This window comes from Marinomonas sp. G8-14 (genome assembly GCF_055808935.1).
Genome location: NZ_CM147891.1, coordinates 1,001,698 through 1,020,206 on the forward strand (window position 1 = coordinate 1,001,698; position 18,509 = coordinate 1,020,206).

Below are 18,509 nucleotides of genomic sequence, written 5' to 3' on the forward strand. Positions count from 1 at the left end.
GTGACAGATAGAACTAAGCCAGGTCACGCCTGGCTTAGTTGTTTTTGGGTTTAATTTTTTGGAAGAATGGCTTGGAGTGAAGTAATGGCTGATTATAAAGATGCAACGAATGCAATTCGTGCCGGTATTCGTCAAACACAAGAACAGGAAAATAGCGAAGCCATTTTTATGACCTCAAGCTTTGCTTATGGTAGTGCGGAAGAAGCGGCCGGGAAGTTTTCTGGCGAAGAGGATGGTAACGTTTACTCTCGTTTTACCAACCCAACCGTTGAGTTATTTGAGAAGCGCTTAGCGACTCTGGAAAAAGGCGAAGCAGCAATTGCAACAAGCTCTGGTATGGCAGCGCTAATGACCTTGGCATATAGCTTATTGAGTGCTGGTGACCGTGTTGTTTGCTCCCGTAATATTTTTGGTTCAACCGTTAAATTTTTTAATACCTACACAACCAAATTTGGTGTGGAAGTAGTCTATGTTGATGCAACTGATTACGTAGCTTGGGAAGAGGCGATTAACGAAGATACACGGTTTTGTTATTTTGAAACACCATCAAATCCACTTTATGAAGTGGTGGATGTTGCACGTGTTGCTGAGTTGGCTCACGCCAAAGGTGCGTTGCTTTGTGTGGATACGGTTTTAGCGACGCCTGCACTGCAGAACCCACTTACTCAAGGTGCTGATATTGTCATGCAGTCTGCGACTAAGTTTATTGATGGGCAGGGTCGTTGTTTGGGTGGTGCGTTAATAGCCAACCAAGAGATTATCGATATTTTTACTGCCTTCATGCGTAGTGCGGGGCCATGTATGAGTCCATTTAACGCTTGGGTGTTGTTAAATGGTCTTGAGACTTTATCTCTTCGTATGACGGCACATTCCGCAAACGCCATGAAGCTAGCTGAATATTTAGAAGCCCATCCAAAAGTGCTTAAAGTGAATTATGGCGGATTACCTAGCCATAAATATCATGAACTGGCTAAGCAGCAACAAAAAGACTTCGGCGGTTTGTTATCCTTCGAAGTGGAAGGTGGCCGTAAGGCAGCTTGGTCTGTCATCAATGCTACTAAGTTAATGTCTATTACAGGTAACTTGGGTGATACCAAAACCTTGGTGACTCATCCAGCTACGACGACACACGGTCGTCTAACGGATGAAGAGAAAGCCAAAGCGGGTATTGCTGAAGGTTTAATTCGTGTGTCCGTAGGGTTGGAAGATATTGACGATATTATTGCCGATGTAGAGGCTGCCTTGGCACAGTTATCCTAAGCTTTGAGCAGTTCTTTTAAATAGTATATTTATACTTAGGCTAAAAAAAGCGGACTTGAGTCCGCTTTTTTGTGCTTAGGTTTATTTACACTGCGTTGTCTTGGCCTTCATTCTATTTTGTTATTATCCACACTGTAGCGCGTTTCTTCATGTTGTATGGTTGCTGCTTGTAACGCTTCCAGTTGTTTTTTTCTTTGCGTCGAGTCCCCTAAAACCAACAGACAAGGAGTCAGTATCAGTGTTAATGGCGTAGCAAAAGTGAGGCCACCAGCAATGGCTGTTGATAACTGTGTCCACCATTGAGCTGATGGTGCGCCAATGCTAAATGACTGATGAATCAGATCAATATTGAATTGGAAAACCATCGGAACCAGACCAAGAATAGTTGTAATAGTGGTCAGCATAACAGGTCTTAATCGCTGTACACCTGTTCGTATAGCGGCTTCTCGGACCATCATGCCTTGTTTTCGTAAGCCGTTATAGGTGTCGATTAACACGATGTTGTTATTCACAACAATGCCCGCTAAAGCAATAACGCCAACACCACTCATAACTACACCAAATGGTTGTCCTTTTACCATTAAACCAATCAATACGCCTATGGTTGAGAAAATGACCGCGCTTAAGATGAGTAGGCATTGGAAAAAGTTATTGAATTGGGTGACCAAAATAATAGCCATGATGAAGAAAGCCACACCAAATGCTTTGATTAAGAAGACCATGGATTTCTGCTGTTCTTCTGTATTGCCGCGGAATTCATAGCTGACTGTCTTATCTATACCAGCTGCGTCCAATTTCGCTTTAATGGCTTTGATGACTTCGTCAACAACAAGGCCATCTTTTACATCAGCATCAATAGCGATGGTTTTTTTACCATCGGTTCTATTGATAACGCCTTGCTTAGGAGCGGCATAGCGATAAATAAAGTTACTAGCAGGAATGCTGCCTTGATTAGTTGGGATTTGTAGTTGATCAAGCTGCTCCAAGCTGCGTTGATTGACTGGATAGCGCAACACTATGTCAATTTTGTCATCAGCACCTTCTGGGAGAAAGTCGCTTAAGGTAATGCCGGTTGTGACCAACTTAACGACATTACCTAGACTGTTGACATCCACGCCATAACGGCTTGCCTCTGCTCGATTGATATCAATACGCCATTCAATGCCGGGTAGTGAACGATCATCACTGACGGTCACTATTTCCTCTCTTTCCAAGAGTTGCTTGCTGATTTCGTCAGCGGCTAAGTTAAGAGCTTCGGAGTAGTTTGAACTTAATTGCAATTGTATGTCGGCTCCGGACTGGGGGCCGCCTTGCTCTTTTTCGGCACTGACTTCAATGCCCGGTATTTGTTTCGTTTTTTCTCGAATCCGTTCTAATATGACGCTGGCGGATTCGCGTTGATACCAATCGATAAACTCCATACTGATGGAGCCAATGCTATCAGGAGCTGCGTTGTTCCCTGGTGTTGAATAAGAAGTAGCCACAACACTTTTTAATTCAGGTGTACCAAGTACTTGTTGTTCTACTTGCCTTACTAATGTGTCTTTCTCATCAAGGGACAAATCGCCTCTGGCGCGTATGTCTAAATTGGCAGATTCAGGTTCAATACTGGGGAAGAACTCCACGCCTTTTCCGAAATGGCCATAACTGATAAAGACACTGATTAGTAAGGCGATGGTAAAGAGTAGAACCCATATAGGATATTCTACTAAACGCGTTAGCATGCGGCCGTATAATCCGGTTGGGCCTGTGAGACTCACTTAGGTCGCCTGTTTCGGTAATTTTTAAAGCGTGCATAGTTTTTTCGGTATAGGCGCCTTTTTTACCGATCATGGAGCCTATAGTGGGTAATACGATTAACGCCATTACGAGAGAGGCGGCCAAGGTCGCAATGATGGTAATGGGCATGAAGCGCATAAATTCGCCAACAATATCAGGCCAAAACAGTAAAGGCATAAAGACGGCTAAGGTCGTTGCTGTAGAGGCCGTTATTGGCCAAGCCATGCGTTTGGCTGCTTCCCCATAGGCCTGCATCTTAGACGCACCTTCAGCAAGTTTTCTATCGGCATACTCGGTGACGACAATAGCCCCATCTACTAGCATGCCGACACTTAAAATTAACGCAAAAAGAACGACCATGTTGATGGTGTAACCTTGGAGGTCGAGTATCAAAATACCCGCTAAGAAGGCTCCAGGTATTGCCAAACCAACCAAGAGGGCGCTGCGAATGCCTAAGGCCCAAACGATGACGATCATAACTAGTAAGGTAGCGGCTAACACGTTATTGAATAAGTCATTAAGGGACGTTTCTATATCAGTAGATTTATCTCCTGTTAAATTGTATTCAACACCGCTGGGCCATTGCTGACTTTCATTTTCGACCACTGTCTTAACGGCCGCAATAGTATTAATAATATTTGCCCCAACACGTTTTGATATTGCTAAGGTAATACTTCGCTTGCCGTCTACACGAGCATAGCTTGTTGGATCTTCAAACGTTAGCTCGCCTGTGGCGATATCTCCTAACAAAACGACTTGATCACCATCGGCTTTGATGGGCAAATTCATGATGTCTTCTTTGGTCTTTAGCAATCCAGGCACTTTTAGTGAGAAGCGACCAGCGCCAGTATCTAAATTACCAGCGGCCACCAAGCGATTATTGCCAGATACAAAATTAGCCACCTCAGCTAATGAAAGGTTATAAGATTCCAGCTGTTCAGGACGAATAATAATTTGCGCTTGTTGTTCCCTGTCGCCACTGATGTTTGCTTCTAAAACGCCATCCACTGCTTCAATCGCATCTTGTAAATTTTTTGCGGTGCGACTAAGAATGGCAAAATCCACATTACCCGATAAATTGACGCGTAACACAGGGAAAGTTGAAAGGTTTATTTCTGTGACAGTCGGTTCGTCAGCATCGTCTGGCAACTCGCTTTTTGCTCTATCGACCTTGTCTTTTGTATCAATGATGGCTTGATCAATGTCTACACCAGATAAAAACTCCAGCATAATCGAAGCATGGCCTTCTGATGCAGTAGACTTGAGTTCTTTTAAGCCCTCAAGCCCTTTTAGTTCTTTTTCTAAAGGGTGTACCAATAAGCTGTCAGCGTCTTCAGGTGAAATACCTTCTAAGGACACGGATACATAGGCCATCGGAATGGTAATATCTGGGTCACTCTCTTTGGCTATTTCAATGTAGGATACTGTTCCCATAATTAAAATGAGAACAAAAAGCATCATGATAGTCCGTGAGCGAGCTAAGGCCGCTTCAATTAATGTTTGCATATGCAGCCTCCTCAGTTTTGATAATGTGCTTCAACTTTATCACCAGCAGACACAAATCCTTGTCCAACAGTAATAATGTTTACATTATCTGGAAGGCCGCTTACCCAGACTTGATCTCGTTCTGATTTGACGATTTCAACCGGTAATATAACCACTCGATTGTCTAGGTCTATGGCCTTTACGGCTGTTCTGCCTGCATCATCTAAAGTGAGCAGAGCCGCTGAAAAAGCATGGGCTTTTTGCTCGTCTAAAATAAACTCTACCGCGGCTGTTAGACCTGCTGGAATGTTATTTCCAGAATTATCAACTTGCATTTCGACGGTAATGGTACGACTCGATTCATTTGCTGTAGCGCTGATATAAGAGACAAAGCCTTCGGCTGAATAGCCAGACTCAAGGCGAATATTACCTAGTGTCCCAAGCTTCACCTGTTTGATTTTATTTTGAGGGATGTTGACACTGATTTTAATAGGATTAATGGATATTAACGTGCCTATATTGGCACCTGCAGCAAGAACTTGTCCCTCCTGCACAGTTAACGTATTCAGTATGCCTGAGAACGGCGCGGTAATAGTGGCGTTCTCTAAATCCACTAATAACGCTTTTTCAGATGCTTGAGCCGAGGCAAGATCGGTTTCAGCTTGGGCTAGATTCACCTTTGATGTTAAATTTTGTACATTGAGTTTTTTGATACCCTCAAGTTCTAATTGCCTTTGTTTGACCAGTAGTCCAGCTTGCGCTATTTCAGCTTTTAGTGTGCGGTTATCTATCTGGACAATGGCGCTGCCTTTTTTAACAAATTGACCTTTTTCAATCGGCAGTTTGATAATTCGCCCAGGATAGCTATTAATGAGTTCTAAGGTCTCATCGGCTTGAGTTTTGCCACTTAAGGGCAACCGCATCTCAATGGATTTTGCCGTTAAGGTCTTTGCTTGAACAGGATAGATAAGTTGGCTTTCGGCGGTTTGTGATGACACTGTGTTTTCTTTTGGTGTCGGCTCTGTTGGACTGACCGTGATGCCATTTCCTCCTACCCACATCCATGTCACAGCCGCTGCCGCAACGACTACCGCTGTAATTGGCCCTACCTTACTTTTAAAATCCATTAAATACTCCATTAGACAGAAGAAATATCATTACATTTCGCTCAGTATATTCTCAAATAATGATCAATAAAGGGGTTTGATTCAAAAATTGTTAGCAAGCGCTTTGCAACACGTTATGGATAAATCACGTTAGCGCACATTTATTGTCATTATTCGCGACTTTTTATCATTAGATATAAAGCGTAAAACCTGTCTGTTGCCTATAAGTCAAGTCTTTGAAAAACGAATTAACGAAGAGGAATGAAACAAGGCTATTTTAATTAAAATGGTTAATGCTCCGGATAATTATCTTTCTAATCCTTGATTAAACAAGAAGCGAGCATGGATTCAACCGTTTTTTGGTGAACCTTCTCTTAGAAGGATGATACTATACGGCCACAAAATTTTTACTTTATATGGATAGATATGAGTCTATTGTCGTTAGAACAGATCAGTGTTGCTTTTGGGCATAATCCGCTGCTGTCAAAAATCAGTTTTTCAGCGGAAGCTGGAGAGCGTGTTGCTATTATCGGTCGTAACGGTGCAGGTAAATCGACGCTGTTAAAAGTCATTTCAGGCGAGCAAATTCCGGATGAAGGTGTCGTGCGTCTAGAAGGTGGTATGACCATTGGACAGCTCCCACAAGAGTTACCGGATGCAAATGAAAAAACCGTCCGTGAAGTAGTTAGTGAAGGGGCAGGTGAAGCCCATTCATTGATGAGCCGTTATTTTAAATTATTAGAAGACTTCGAAAATGACCACTCAAATGAATTAAGTGATATTCAGACGGAGTTGGACCGCATTCAGGGTTGGGATCTGGAGCAACGAGTCAATCACATGATTCAACGCTTGGCTTTGCCTGCAGATAAACTGATGTCTGAGCTATCGGGTGGTTGGCGTCGTCGCGTTATCCTAGCGCAAGCTTTGATTTCTAATCCAGATGTTTTATTGCTCGACGAGCCAACCAACCATCTGGACGTGCCGACCATAGAATGGATGGAGCAACAGCTTCAACAATTTCGAGGTTTGATCCTATTCATTACCCACGATCGTCGTTTCTTAGAAAAATTGGCAAACCGTATCATTGAGCCTCGATCGCGGTAACCTTATTTCGTTCAGCGGTAATATTACGGCGTTTCTTGCTTTTAAAGAAAAAATGCTTGAAGAGGAAGAGCGTGCAAACGCTTTGTTCGACAAACGTTTGGCAGAAGAAGAAGTGTGGATTCGACAAGGCATTAAAGCGCGTCGTACCCGCAACGAAGGTCGAGTTCGTGCTCTAAAAGCGTTACGTGAAGAGCGTTCTGAGCGTATCAATCGCCAGGGTAACGCCAAAATGGCCATTGAAACCAAAGATAAGTCTGGCAAGTTGGTGGCTGAATTCACCCAAGTCGGACATTCTTTTGAAGATAAGGTGATCTTGCAACCGATGGATTTCGTGGTCAATCGCGGTGATCGTATTGGTCTAATTGGTCCAAATGGTTGCGGTAAAAGTACCTTCCTGAAAATTTTATTAGGGGATCTTGAACCTGAAATGGGTTCAGTTCGTCAGGGTACCAAACTTAACGTAGCGTATTTCGATCAATTACGTGAGCAACTTGATCCAGAACAAACCGTTGCGGAAAACGTCGGCGAAGGCAAAGACATTATTGAGATCAATGGTCAGAACAAACATGTTATTGGCTATCTGGGTGACTTCCTTTTCCCTCCTGAGCGTGCTCGAACACCCGTAAAAGCCTTGTCTGGTGGTGAGCGAAACCGTGTGCTGCTGGCGAAATTATTTACCCGCCCAGCTAACCTTTTAATTATGGATGAACCAACCAACGACCTTGATGTGGAAACATTAGAATTGCTCGAAGAGCTGCTAATGAATTACGAAGGAACTTTATTGTTGGTTAGCCATGACCGTGCTTTCTTAGATAATGTTGTCACCAGTGTGATTGCGTTTGAAGGCGAAGGCCGAGTCAAAGAATACGTTGGCGGTTATCAAGACTGGATTCGTCAAGGGGGCAAGTTCCCCACAGAGTCCACATCGCAAACGGACAATGTAGCAAGCAAAAAAGAAAAAGCCAAAGCTGACGCTAAAAAAACAGAAGAAACAAATCAAAGTACGACTGCTGCGCAAGCTAAGCCCAAAGCCAAGCTAAGTTATAAATTACAGCGTGAATTTGACGATATGCCAGCAACGATAGCCAAGTTAGAGTCAGACATTGCGGCGTTACATGCCACGACAAGTGCTCCTGAATTTTATACAGGAGAGGCCGATCATGTGCAAAAAACCTTAGCGAAGTTAGCTCATAAAGAAGAAGAGCTTGAGACTGCTATGGAGCGTTGGCTAGAGCTTGAAGAGATGCAAAACGGATAAACTGTGCAGAACGGGTAAATTATGACGAATAAAATTAAACCAGTTTCCTTTGTGCCGCGCTTTTTCGGTGCGTTTGGTCATTTTTTAAAATACATGGTGAGTGGCGATTATGCTGCTCGCTGTCAATCGGTTGATCAAGGCGAGCAGTTTGCCTTCGAAGTGGAACCGAAAGTGATTACAAAAGAAGTCGAAGTGATTCGTGAAATCGAAGTCGCAGCGCCTGCTTTGGATACGGTCAACGCCGATGGTGCGCATCAATTACTACAGCTGTTACAACAAGAAGCACGCTTTATCGACTTCATTCAAGAAAGTATTGATGATTATAGCGATGCGGATGTGGGGGCGGCGTCTCGTCAGATCCACGCGGGTTGCGCCAAAGTATTGAAGCAACACTTCACGATCGATGTTGTGTCTATGGATGTTGTCAATACAGCGGTAGAGAATAGCCGTGTCGAAGTACCCTCTGGTTACGATGCAAAACAGATTAAGCTTGAAGGTCGTGTGGAAGGCGATGGTCCATATGCCGGAACCTTGATTCATCCAGGTTGGAAAGTGACCGAAACGCGTTTGCCGAAAATCACCAACACTGACAGTCTGAATATTCTAGCGCCAGCTGAAATCGAGGTATAACTCATGAGTCAATATTTCATTGGTATCGACTTGGGTACCACGCATTCGGCTGTCTATTATTCGCCATCTAATCCAGCAGGGACAGAAATCAATCAAGTAGGGCGTATTCAGCAATTGGCCATTCCGCAGTTTATTGCGGCAGGTCAGGTGGATGCTCGACCCTTACTGCCTTCGTTTGTCTATTTTCCTCATAAAACGGAGTTTCTAGAGAGCGACTTACTACTGCCTTGGGGTAAAGCAACGTCCATTGTGGGGCAATTGGCTCGTGAATTGGGCGCTAAGTCTTCTGGTCGATTGGTGCAAAGTGCGAAGAGTTGGTTGTGTCATTCTCGTGTCGCTGCTGATGAAGCGGTTTTGCCGGTGGATGCACTTCAAGAAGTGGAAAAAGTGTCTCCGGCGCAAGTCACGGAAACGCTTTTGGCCCATCTGGTGAGTGCATGGACGAGTCAATTTCCTCATGCTCCCATTGCCGAGCAAACCGTTGTGATTACCGTACCCGCATCATTTGATCCTGCAGCTCGCGCCATTACTGAGCAAGCGGCAGAAAAAGTCGGTTTGCGTGCGCGTTTGATTGAAGAGCCATTGGCGGCGTTTTATGCTTGGTTGAGTGACCAGCAAAATTGGGCAGACAGCCTAGTCGTCAATGATCATATTTTGGTTGTAGATGTTGGCGGTGGTACGACGGATCTGTCATTAATCCAAGTGGTTGAACAAAAGGGTGCGCTTGGTTTAGAGCGAGTAGCGGTAGGTCGTCATATTTTGCTTGGTGGCGACAATATGGATTTGACGCTGACCTATCATTTAGCCGCGCAACTGGCACAAAACGGTACCCATCTCGAACCTTGGCAAATCATGGGTTTAACGCAAGCTTGTCGGGAGGCAAAAGAGCGCTTGTTGTCTAATGCTGACCTAGAGGACGTCAGTGTTGTCGTTCCAAGTCGGGGGCGCAGTTTGTTCAATAACAGCATCAAAGCGACCTTGACACAAAATGATGTTCAGCAGCTTTTGATTGATGGTTTCTTTCCGCCGGTGCAATTGGGTGAGCAAGCTCAAAAAGCAGCACGCAGTGGTTTTAGTGCGATTAACTTGGATTACGAAGGGGATCCAGCGATTACCCGTCACATCAGTGAGTTTATAGCAAAGCATGATGTGAAGCCCAGCAAAGTATTATTAAACGGCGGTGTGTTTAACGCCAATGTGATTCGCAGCACGTTAGAAACTCGCTTGGCAGCCATGTTGTCTGAGTCGTTAAGTGGCCGTGAATTAACCATGCTAACCCCATCGCATTTGGATCATGCGGTCGCCAAAGGCGCGACTTACTATGCTCAAGTGCAAGCGCAAGGCGGTGTTAGAGTAAAGAGTGGTTTGGCGGCTAATTATTACATTGGTGTGGCCAGTCCAATGCCAGCCATACCGGGTATGGCACCGCCAGTCGATGCGATTTGTGTCGCTCCTTTTGGGCTAGAAGAAGGCTCAGAAGGGCAGATGCTTCCGAACGAGTTTTCGCTAGTGGTGGGTGAAAGCGTGACCTTCCGTTTCTTCCAATCTAAAATAAGCGAAACGCATGCTGTGGGTAAGGTTATTGGGGCTTTTTCGCTTGCTCAACTCGAGGAGGCTCAATCCCTTGTCGGTTCGTTTAGATGCGGGTCATTATTCGTCTGGTGAGATGGTTCGAGTATATCTAACGTCGCGTGTCACCGAATTGGGATTGCTGTTATTGCAAGCACATGATACCCAATCTGACCTAAGTTGGACGATTGAGTTTCAAGTTAGGGAGTCTTAATACATGGCGCAAGCGGCTTTTCAAAACAAATATCGAGTAGGCATTGATTTGGGGACAACCAATTGCGTTGTCTCCTTCATTCCTATTTATGGTGATGGAACTTTTCCTAAGCAAGCTGAACCAGAGTTGCTGTCTATTCCACAAGTGATGGTCGATGGTTCAGTGCAAGAATTTACCTATTTGCCGAGTGCTATTTACGTATTGGCGTCTGATGAAGTGGGTAAACTCGATCCGGTTTTGCCTTGGCGTCATTGTGATAAAGAACGAATCCTTGGTGTTGGGGCATTAGCTTTAGGTCAACGTCGAGCTGGGCAACTCATCCAAAGTGCGAAAAGCTGGTTGAGCCATCGTCAAGTAGATCGTCGCTCGGCGATTTTGCCATGGGCCAGTGAATTCCCTAAAAAGCTCAGTCCACTTGAGGCGAGTAAAATGCTCTTATTGCACATTAAGCAAAGCTGGAACCATCGCTTTGCAGATGCGCCGTTAGAGTCTCAAATGATCGCGTTAACTTTGCCAGCTTCTTTTGACGAAGAGGCGCGAGCATTAACACTGGAAGCCGCTAAACTGGCTGGTCTAAACGATTTATACCTTTTAGAAGAGCCACAAGCGGCTTGTTATCATTACATTAATAATGACGAAAGGCTTGCCGCGCTGGCCGATAAAAAAATGCTTTTGGTTGTCGATATTGGTGGTGGTACCAGTGACTTTAGTTTGGTTGCTATTCAGCCGACATCAACAAAAAATACCAGCGTGGCGCTTAAGCGTATCGCGGTAGGGGAACATCTGTTGTTGGGGGGCGATAATTTAGATCAAGCCTTGGCGTTCCAGCTCGATCCGAAGCAAATTTCTGCCTTGTCAGCGACCCGATTAGGCGCTTTGGTTCAACAGACACGTCAAGCCAAAGAAACCTTACTAGGCAATGACGCGCCCGAGTCATTAAGTATTACCGTGCTGGGTGGTGGTAGTCGTTTAATCGGCGGTTCACAAAAGTTTGAGGTGTCGAGAGATACCCTATTAGAACAAATTCGTAGTGGTTTTTTTCCTTTGGTAAGCCTTAATGACAAGGTACAAAAGAGCGATTACGCCATGCACACCTTGGGCTTGCCCTACGAATCGGATCCTGCTTTTACACGCCATTTAGCGGCGTTTTTACAGCTGCATAAAACCGAAATCGAAGCGGCAACTGGCTCGTCTATGCCGGATGCTGTTTTATTTAACGGTGGCTTATTTAACAGCCCAGTGTTAAAAGCGCGTTTATTAGAACAGCTTAATGCTTGGTCTGCCGAGCCGATTCTTGCTTGTAGCGCGGATGAGCCTAACGACGCGGTGGCCAAAGGGGCGGCCATGTATTTGAATGCCTTGGTGGGTGACAGTACGCGTATTGAAAGCGGTGTAGCGCACAGTTTGTATCTGCAAGTTGGCGAGGATCAATTCGTTGGCATTTTGCCAAAGGGGACGTTAAAAGGCGAAGTCATTCGTTTAGAGCAAGAGTTCTTTGTCACTCTTGGTCAACAAGTGCAATTCCCTTTGTATCGCTCTGACGATCATCTTGAATGTGTCATTGGCAAAGTACGTAATCAAGAGGGATTGCATTATATCTCTACTTTGATGACAGAACTGGATGGCACTAGCGATTCGCAAGAAATGTCGGTGATCTTGTCGGTGCAAATGACCGAAGTCGGTGTTTTGCAAGTGATGTTAAATGCCAATAACCAGAAAGATCAATGGCGCTTGGATTTTTCCGCTCGTGCCAGTTCGACTCAAGACTCTGAACAAGCGGATGAAAGGGGTTTACTGCATGCCAATATGGGACAAGCTGAAGAGCATTTAACGAAATGCTTTTCGAGCGCTGGTCAAAAGCAACACCCTGACTTAGTGAAATCTCTGAAGCAAGATTTGGATCAATTATTGGGCAATCGAGACGACTGGAACCTTGTTACGTCACGTCGCCTAGTGGATAAACTTCTGAGTGTAAAATCGGGTCGAACGAAAAGCGCGCAACATGAGCGCCAGTGGTTGCAGTTAATGGGCTATTGTTTGCGTCCCGGTTTTGGTGCGGCGGATGACTTGGCTCGTGTACAGCAAGTAGTCAACGCCACTAAGGCGGGAACTCAGTTTGATACGGCGCCAGTTTGGGGACAATATTGGACCTTATATCGTCGCATTGCGGGTGGGTTAACCTTGGAACAACAGACCTTTTTGTTCAAACAATTTAGCCAATATTATTCGCCCACAGGACAACGTTCACGGGATAAAATGAAAGACCTAACCACCAAGTCCAGCGATGATTTGATTCGTTTGGTGGGGGCGTTGGAGGGGTTATCAAATGATGACAAAGTCACCACGATCGATTGGCTACTGAAGCGTTTACAGAAAACGTCTGAGCCGGATACAGCGTGGTGGACGATAGGGCGAATAGCTTCCCGACACCTTCTTTGTGGTAAGCAAGAACAACGCATTGCAGAAGACAGTTTGTTTCCAATTTTAGAGGCGGTGCTTAAAGAAGACTGGAAAAAACGAAAACAAGCAGGCTTAGCGGCGGTTTTGATGAGTCAAGTCAGTGTCGGTGAATCCGATAAACTTGTTGCTTTGCGCAAGAAAGTGGCTAATAAACTCAAAAAAGACAAATGTCCCGCTCAATGGCTGGAGCGCTTAGAGAGTCAAATTGAGATTAATAGTGACGAGCTTAATGCATTAGTTGGGGAGAGTTTGCCAATCGGGTTGCGTTTGTAGCCACAAAATAAGCAGATCTGATCCGGCCATATCTCACCAGATCAGACCTGCTTTCTGGCTGATTTAGTTCCTGACCCGCTTCATATTGATAAGAATGGGGCTGCCTGTCATAGGGTCTGGTATCAGGTCGCACTCAACGCCATACAATTCACGTACTAACTCTTTTGTCATCACGTCTTTAGGGCTGCCTTGGGTGATGATTTCACCTTTCTTCATCGCAATAATATGATCGGAATATCGACAGGCACTGGGTAGGTCATGAACCACCATGGCGAGTGTTTTGCCTTGTCTCGATAGGTCTCTAATCAATTCAAAAACTTCAATTTGATGACCTAAATCCAATGCGGATGTAGGCTCATCCAGTAACAGCAAAGGAGTTTCTTGGGCAATCGACATGGCGATCCAAGCACGTTGTCGTTGTCCCCCTGATAAAGTGTCTAGTAGTCGGTCTTTTAATCCAATCAAGTCTGCTGCATGTAATGCGTATTGAATGGCTTCTTGATCGTCCATCGCCCACTGTTTTAAGAGGCTTTGGTGAGGGTGGCGACCAAAGCGAATCAGCTCTTCAATGGTAATGCCATCCGGTGCGAGTGTGTCTTGTGGTAGTAAAGCAAGACGTCTAGCGACCTCTTTAGAAGGTAAGGTATGAATGTCTTTGCCATCGAGCAGTACTGCACCTGTGCTGGGTGAGTGCACACGTGATAGACCATTCAATAGGGTGGATTTGCCGCAGCCATTTGGTCCGACAATGGCCGTTACTTTGCCTTCTGGTAAGCTGACAGTTAAGTTCTCAATAATACCGACCTTACCATGTTTTAACGTCAGATTGTCGGCGCTAAGACGAGATTTCATGAGGTGTGTTGAAGCCTGCTGATGCAGAGACGTGACTGTCATAAGGAAGTCCTTGAAGTGCGTCGAATCAATATCCAAATTAAATAAGGGCCACCAACGACGGCGGTTACAATACCGACTGGCAGTTCAATTGGGGATAAAATCGTGCGGCCAAACAAATCGGCTAAAACCATCACTAGGGCACCTGTTAATGCAGAGCTGATGAGCGGAATGCCTCGATAACATGCCAGCACGCGGGCAATTTCTGGTCCGACCAGGGCGACTAGACCAACGGGTCCCGCCACGGCAACAGCCAATCCTGTGAGCGTTACGCACAAGACCAAAGCCAATATTCTTATGTGTTTTATGTTCGCTCCTAGCCCGGTAATCACTTGATCTGAAAAGGGCATTAAGGCGAATTGAGTGGAAAATAGTAGGCAAGCGATAAGACAAAGTGCGATACCAGCTCCCAAAAGATTCACCATGAAAGGGTCTCGAGCACTTAGGCTACCAACGGTCCAAGGGTAGGCACTGTTGGCCACATCAATACTGACTTGGCTTAATAGTAATTGCGTTACCGCGCCGGCAATAGCGCCAATGCCAATGCCGGCCACAATAAAGCGATAGCCCCGTGTGCCGCTGCCACCGGCTAGGCCAAACGCCAGTGCCGTTGCTGTTGCGGCGCCCGCTAGTGCCATAGCGGAGGGGGCTAAAGAAATACCCATCCCAACCACGGAAGAGACGGCAAAAGCCATGGCGGCGTTATCTATGCCAATAATGCCCGGTGTTGCGAGCCGATTACGAGCCATAGTTTGCATTAAACATCCTGCCAAACTAAACGCGGCCCCCGTAAAGAGCGCTGCCAGTAGACGTGGCAAACGTAAATCTTGCACGATGAACTGGCTCATGGCATTGCCGTGACCCAATAATACCGCAATGACTTCTTTGGGCGATATTGGCATGGTGCCAATGGCAAGGCTTGCGATACAAGCGCAAGACAATACCATCAGCAACCAAGTATTTCGGACAATGGCGTGTTTTTCGATCAGAATCGTCTTATGACGACCTAGAGACAGCAGGTGGTGCCCGCTCGGAGCTGATACAGTGTCTGCTTGCTTAGTAATAGAAAGACTTTGATTTATCATAAAGTAGGCATTCTTCGAGATCGTACAATCAATAAGAGTACTGGCGCACCAATAATTGCGGTGAGAACGCCCAAAGGCATTTCCGCAGGTTGAGCCACGAGGCGGGAAACCACGTCTGCGGCAATTACAACGATCGGTCCGAGTGGCAAGCATAGCCACAAGGTACGACGAATATCGGGGCCTACCAAGGCCCGCGCGGCAAAAGGAACCACGAGACCAATAAACGCTACTGGCCCTGCGATGGCGGTGGCGCCGCCAACCAATAAGGCAACGGCGACGATAACCACGGCCCGAATCCGCTTTGGCTTATGGCCAAGACCAATGGCGACACGTTCACCAAGGGCTAATGAGGCGAGCGGTTTGGCAACATACAGAATACATAATAATGCAATCATCATTGAGGGTAATACGGACGTGAGTGTGTTGATATCTCGTCCTGCCACACTGCCCGTTACCCAAAAACGAATTTCGTCCGCGGCTCTTTGATCAAACAAAAGTATTAAAGAGGTGATCGCAAAGAGTAGGCTTGATAAAGCCGCCCCAGCGAGCACTAAGCGGATTGGATCATTCTGCTGTCCTTGCATTCGAGCAACACTAAGAACACACAAACAGCCAAGTAAGGCACCGAATTGCGCAACACCGACAGTGAGTGTGGCCGTGCTGGCACCCAGTACCAAGGTGAGAGCAACGGCAAATGAACTGCCAGCACTGACACCGAGTAAGCCGGGTTCTGCCAGCGGGTTACGCGCCACGGATTGCATTAGTGCGCCAGCAATCCCCAGTGTTAGTCCAACGAACAGGCCAACAAGGGTTCTCGTAAGGCGCAAATGGAATACAGTGAACTCCGCGTCTGCAGAGCCATTGCCGAGTAACGTTTGTAAGGATGTTTGAGGTGAAAGCGCCCCTGCACCCAGCAACAAACTTAACAAACAGCACAGTGCCAGTACGAAAAGTGCTGACACAAAAACACCAGATAATGGTCGTTGTGCAGGCGCGATATGAAACCAATTAGTCATCTAGGTTATTTAATCTTACGGTCAATCATTGCTTCAATGTCATCCAAGATAGCATGGGCAGCCAACGGGCCTGCTGCACTTGTCCATAACTGGCCATTTACTAAGAAAACCTTGTCTTCTTTTACCACGTTGAGGCGTGAAAAGGAGGGAGAGGTCTTGGCGGCTTCCAGCGCGTCTTTCCCTTCTGTATTTAGCGTTGCTAAAAATAGCCAGTCACTGTCGACTTTGGTTAAGTTTTCTAAGCTAAGTGGACTGCTGTGAGGGCGTCCTTCTTTGATCACACCGGCATCATTGATATTAAATCCCGTGGCAGCAAGTACATCCGTAGCGAAAATTTGCGATGACATAACAATTGGGCCTTGGGGCATCCAGCGTGCCAGTGTTGCGGAACGTTTGTCTTCAGGTAGCTTGGCGGTGATGATGGATTTCAACGCGTTTTCACGTTCTTTGATGTCATTCAGAACGATATCCATGGCTTCGCTTTTGTTGAGTGCTTGTGCATAAACTTTGGCTATGGTGATCCAGCTATCGGATACCATTCCAGGGGAAATAGGGACGATGGTCGGCGCAATTTTGGATAAGATATTGTATTGATCCTGAGGCAAGCTTGCAGATGCTAGAATAAGATCTGGACGTTGTGCGGCAATGGCTTCAAGGTTATTTTGGCGAGATGTGCCGACTATGCTGACGCCTGATGCACGTTCTTGAATGTATTCTGCCACGGAATCTCCGCCACGTGTCGCAACAGCACCTAGCGGTTTGATGCCCAACGCAATCGCACTATCCAGTGCATCCTCAGACAATGCCACCACACGCTTTACATTGTCATTTACTTGAACGTTCCCATATTTGGTCGCAAGGGTTATGTCATCGGCAAAAACAGAAAAAGAATAGGTAACACAGGCACAAAGTAAGAGTTTCTTAAAAGAAGGGCGCTTGAACATAATAGGGTTCCTTTTACTTGAATAACTACAGCGACGTTTTATTGAGGGGACAGGGTGTGCATCAAGTCATCCTAAACGCGTTGGTAGGCGAATAAACGACGCTAATGATAACGCTTCTTATTTTTCTTGGTAATAGGTAACTATTAATAAAACATCACGATATGTGCAACATAGTGTTCTAAAACTCGTGTCGTCATTGAGTGGTTTGAACAATAGGTATTATTAATCTAACGAAAAACCAAACAAACGAATGCCTGCTTTGTATGCAATTTCTTCTGGCGCGGATTGCAGTCCTGCAATTAAGTTTAGATAAGTTGTCATTTTGTGAGCGATGAGATTTTGTTCGTTTGATATAGAAGTGGTGAATTTAGTGGCTCTTAGCATACTTTTTATGCCATTTGTTTGGGTGAATGTTTTGCCGCCAAGCAGAATAACTTCTTCGCCCATATGCCAGAAAATATCTAAGTCTTTAATTTGCATTGGGCTGATGGGTGGAACCAGTGGAACAATATCGTTTGGTGTGACAACTCGCGTCAGTGGTAGGCTGCTAAACATTTTGGCGCCTGTGGCATTCGTCACTTTAGGTTGACCAAAGGTAATGACTTGTTCAACAGCAAAGCCGTCTTTTTCTAAGTACATGGCAAGAATGACCGCAATAGCGCCACCTAAACTGTGTCCTGTTAGATGGATGGGGTGTTCTTTGCTAAGAAAAGGCTGGATATCTTCGTAAACCGCCTTTGCTGCAGATCCAAAGCCCTGATGCAGCTTTATATTCAATAGGCTGTCTGGTTGTAATTCTAGGTCCAAATCCAACATGGCATTTTCTAAATTTGCCGTACCTCTAATGGCAATGGTCTGAACGCCATTGGCACGACTCAAAAAGTAGCTTACTTGAGAGAAAGGAATAATAGACTGATGAAGTAATGATTGGCCTTGTTCTTCGAGTCGTTGTTCGAGTGTATCGGCTTCTAGGTAGGTATCTTCTGCGAATTGGGCTTGGGCTTTTATGGCGACAAAATCGGGGGCAGCCATGAGCGGCTGAAAAGACACGGTAAGGATAAGCAATAGACAGAGAAGCGCATTTTTTAACATTAGGGGATTTGAGCACCATAATAAAAGGAAGGCGCAGGGTACTAAAAATTGGTTATGTCGAACAGTAGTTTCTTGTGCGCTGAAACTTTTGGTAAGTCATGTCATGACTTACCAAAGCATCAAAGAGGAAGGGATGCAAGCAACTATAAGTCGCAACCACTCCAATCAATCCGTCTAACGCCTTCTATTTTTAGTGTGGGTAAATTCTTAAATGTGTCTTTCATCATATAGACAGCGTAAGCACGAGATAAGGCTTTTTTTACGGTTTTTAAGGTGATTTTTTTCGTTGTTGTTGCCATGACAATTTCCTCTTAGGATGATGAATATCGCGATCATAAGCGGA

General features: G+C 45.5%; 14 protein-coding genes and 1 pseudogene. 6 read left to right on the forward strand and 9 right to left on the reverse strand.

Annotation, left to right across the window (positions count from 1 at the left end; translation table 11 throughout):
* Positions 1-84: 84 nt before the first annotated feature.
* A complete protein-coding gene (locus AC0L6V_RS05010) occupies positions 85-1,260 on the forward strand; it encodes an O-succinylhomoserine sulfhydrylase (RefSeq protein ID WP_409419470.1) in 1,176 nt (391 codons plus the stop codon).
* A gap of 107 nt (positions 1,261-1,367) precedes the next feature.
* On the opposite strand, the gene AC0L6V_RS05015 is transcribed toward AC0L6V_RS05010, so the two are convergent.
* From AC0L6V_RS05015 to AC0L6V_RS05025, 3 genes are read right to left on the reverse strand one after another with little or no spacing between them, the layout of a single operon-like run.
* Complete coding sequence (locus AC0L6V_RS05015) at positions 1,368-2,957, reverse strand: efflux RND transporter permease subunit (RefSeq protein ID WP_418139069.1); 1,590 nt, start codon at positions 2,955-2,957, stop codon at positions 1,368-1,370.
* The gene (locus tag AC0L6V_RS05020; RefSeq protein ID WP_418138816.1) at positions 2,863-4,545 is read right to left on the reverse strand and encodes an efflux RND transporter permease subunit; all 1,683 of its coding nucleotides are present in this window, start codon (positions 4,543-4,545) and stop codon (positions 2,863-2,865) included. The genes AC0L6V_RS05015 and AC0L6V_RS05020 overlap by 95 nt, the downstream gene beginning before the upstream one ends.
* A gap of 11 nt (positions 4,546-4,556) precedes the next feature.
* Positions 4,557-5,651, reverse strand: a complete 1,095-nt coding sequence (locus AC0L6V_RS05025) for an efflux RND transporter periplasmic adaptor subunit (protein WP_265217747.1) — start codon at positions 5,649-5,651, stop codon at positions 4,557-4,559.
* A gap of 405 nt (positions 5,652-6,056) precedes the next feature.
* Between AC0L6V_RS05025 and AC0L6V_RS05030 the strand changes: the two are divergent.
* The 5 genes and pseudogenes from AC0L6V_RS05030 to AC0L6V_RS05050 all read left to right on the forward strand — a co-directional run bounded on the left by AC0L6V_RS05030 (position 6,057) and on the right by AC0L6V_RS05050 (position 13,138).
* Positions 6,057-7,992: pseudogene (locus AC0L6V_RS05030) on the forward strand (ATP-binding cassette domain-containing protein).
* Positions 7,993-8,013: 21 nt separating this feature from the next.
* Positions 8,014-8,622 carry a DUF2760 domain-containing protein gene (locus tag AC0L6V_RS05035; protein WP_265217748.1) on the forward strand — a complete coding sequence of 203 codons (609 nt, stop codon included), beginning with the start codon at positions 8,014-8,016 and terminating at the stop codon, positions 8,620-8,622.
* A 3-nt stretch (positions 8,623-8,625) separates the two neighbouring features.
* Positions 8,626-10,287, forward strand: a complete 1,662-nt coding sequence (locus tag AC0L6V_RS05040; protein WP_265217749.1) for an Hsp70 family protein — start codon at positions 8,626-8,628, stop codon at positions 10,285-10,287.
* Positions 10,247-10,405, forward strand: coding sequence for a hypothetical protein (locus tag AC0L6V_RS05045; protein ID WP_265217750.1), 159 nt, complete (start codon positions 10,247-10,249; stop codon positions 10,403-10,405). The genes AC0L6V_RS05040 and AC0L6V_RS05045 overlap by 41 nt, the downstream gene beginning before the upstream one ends.
* Positions 10,406-10,408: 3 nt before the next feature.
* Positions 10,409-13,138, forward strand: coding sequence for a hsp70 family protein (locus tag AC0L6V_RS05050; protein ID WP_409419474.1), 2,730 nt, complete (start codon positions 10,409-10,411; stop codon positions 13,136-13,138).
* A gap of 63 nt (positions 13,139-13,201) precedes the next feature.
* Here AC0L6V_RS05050 and AC0L6V_RS05055 read toward each other — a convergent pair whose 3' ends face one another.
* The 6 genes from AC0L6V_RS05055 to AC0L6V_RS05080 form a co-directional block, all read right to left on the reverse strand.
* Positions 13,202-14,032: an ABC transporter ATP-binding protein gene (locus tag AC0L6V_RS05055; protein WP_265216626.1), complete on the reverse strand. Its 831-nt coding sequence runs from the start codon at positions 14,030-14,032 to the stop codon at positions 13,202-13,204.
* Entirely contained in the window at positions 14,029-15,114 is a 1,086-nt protein-coding gene (locus tag AC0L6V_RS05060) for a FecCD family ABC transporter permease (protein WP_265216627.1), read from the reverse strand. The genes AC0L6V_RS05055 and AC0L6V_RS05060 overlap by 4 nt, the downstream gene beginning before the upstream one ends.
* Positions 15,111-16,130 carry a FecCD family ABC transporter permease gene (locus AC0L6V_RS05065; protein ID WP_265216628.1) on the reverse strand — a complete coding sequence of 340 codons (1,020 nt, stop codon included), beginning with the start codon at positions 16,128-16,130 and terminating at the stop codon, positions 15,111-15,113. Before AC0L6V_RS05065 ends, AC0L6V_RS05060 begins: the two co-directional genes overlap by 4 nt.
* Positions 16,131-16,135: 5 nt before the next feature.
* Complete coding sequence (locus tag AC0L6V_RS05070) at positions 16,136-17,074, reverse strand: ABC transporter substrate-binding protein (protein ID WP_265216629.1); 939 nt, start codon at positions 17,072-17,074, stop codon at positions 16,136-16,138.
* A 222-nt stretch (positions 17,075-17,296) separates the two neighbouring features.
* Positions 17,297-18,166: a lipase family protein gene (locus AC0L6V_RS05075; RefSeq protein ID WP_265216630.1), complete on the reverse strand. Its 870-nt coding sequence runs from the start codon at positions 18,164-18,166 to the stop codon at positions 17,297-17,299.
* A gap of 143 nt (positions 18,167-18,309) precedes the next feature.
* Positions 18,310-18,465 (reverse strand): hypothetical protein, encoded by a 156-nt coding sequence (locus AC0L6V_RS05080; protein ID WP_162623505.1) that lies wholly within the window; start codon positions 18,463-18,465, stop codon positions 18,310-18,312.
* Positions 18,466-18,509: the final 44 nt, after the last annotated feature.

Excerpts from the sequence above, each read along its gene's own strand:
- AC0L6V_RS05050 (WP_409419474.1), top strand. The coding sequence starts at position 10,409 with ATGGCGCAAGCGGCTTTTCAAAACAAATATCGAGTAGGCATTGATTTG.
- AC0L6V_RS05055 (WP_265216626.1), bottom strand. The coding sequence starts at position 14,032 with ATGACAGTCACGTCTCTGCATCAGCAGGCTTCAACACACCTCATGAAA.
- AC0L6V_RS05070 (WP_265216629.1), bottom strand. The coding sequence starts at position 17,074 with ATGTTCAAGCGCCCTTCTTTTAAGAAACTCTTACTTTGTGCCTGTGTT.
- AC0L6V_RS05080 (WP_162623505.1), bottom strand. The coding sequence starts at position 18,465 with ATGGCAACAACAACGAAAAAAATCACCTTAAAAACCGTAAAAAAAGCC.
- AC0L6V_RS05065 (WP_265216628.1), bottom strand. The coding sequence starts at position 16,130 with ATGACTAATTGGTTTCATATCGCGCCTGCACAACGACCATTATCTGGT.
- AC0L6V_RS05020 (WP_418138816.1), bottom strand. The coding sequence starts at position 4,545 with ATGCAAACATTAATTGAAGCGGCCTTAGCTCGCTCACGGACTATCATG.
- AC0L6V_RS05040 (WP_265217749.1), top strand. The coding sequence starts at position 8,626 with ATGAGTCAATATTTCATTGGTATCGACTTGGGTACCACGCATTCGGCT.
- AC0L6V_RS05025 (WP_265217747.1), bottom strand. The coding sequence starts at position 5,651 with ATGGATTTTAAAAGTAAGGTAGGGCCAATTACAGCGGTAGTCGTTGCG.
- AC0L6V_RS05010 (WP_409419470.1), top strand. The coding sequence starts at position 85 with ATGGCTGATTATAAAGATGCAACGAATGCAATTCGTGCCGGTATTCGT.
- AC0L6V_RS05075 (WP_265216630.1), bottom strand. The coding sequence starts at position 18,166 with ATGTTAAAAAATGCGCTTCTCTGTCTATTGCTTATCCTTACCGTGTCT.
- AC0L6V_RS05060 (WP_265216627.1), bottom strand. The coding sequence starts at position 15,114 with ATGATAAATCAAAGTCTTTCTATTACTAAGCAAGCAGACACTGTATCA.
- AC0L6V_RS05035 (WP_265217748.1), top strand. The coding sequence starts at position 8,014 with ATGACGAATAAAATTAAACCAGTTTCCTTTGTGCCGCGCTTTTTCGGT.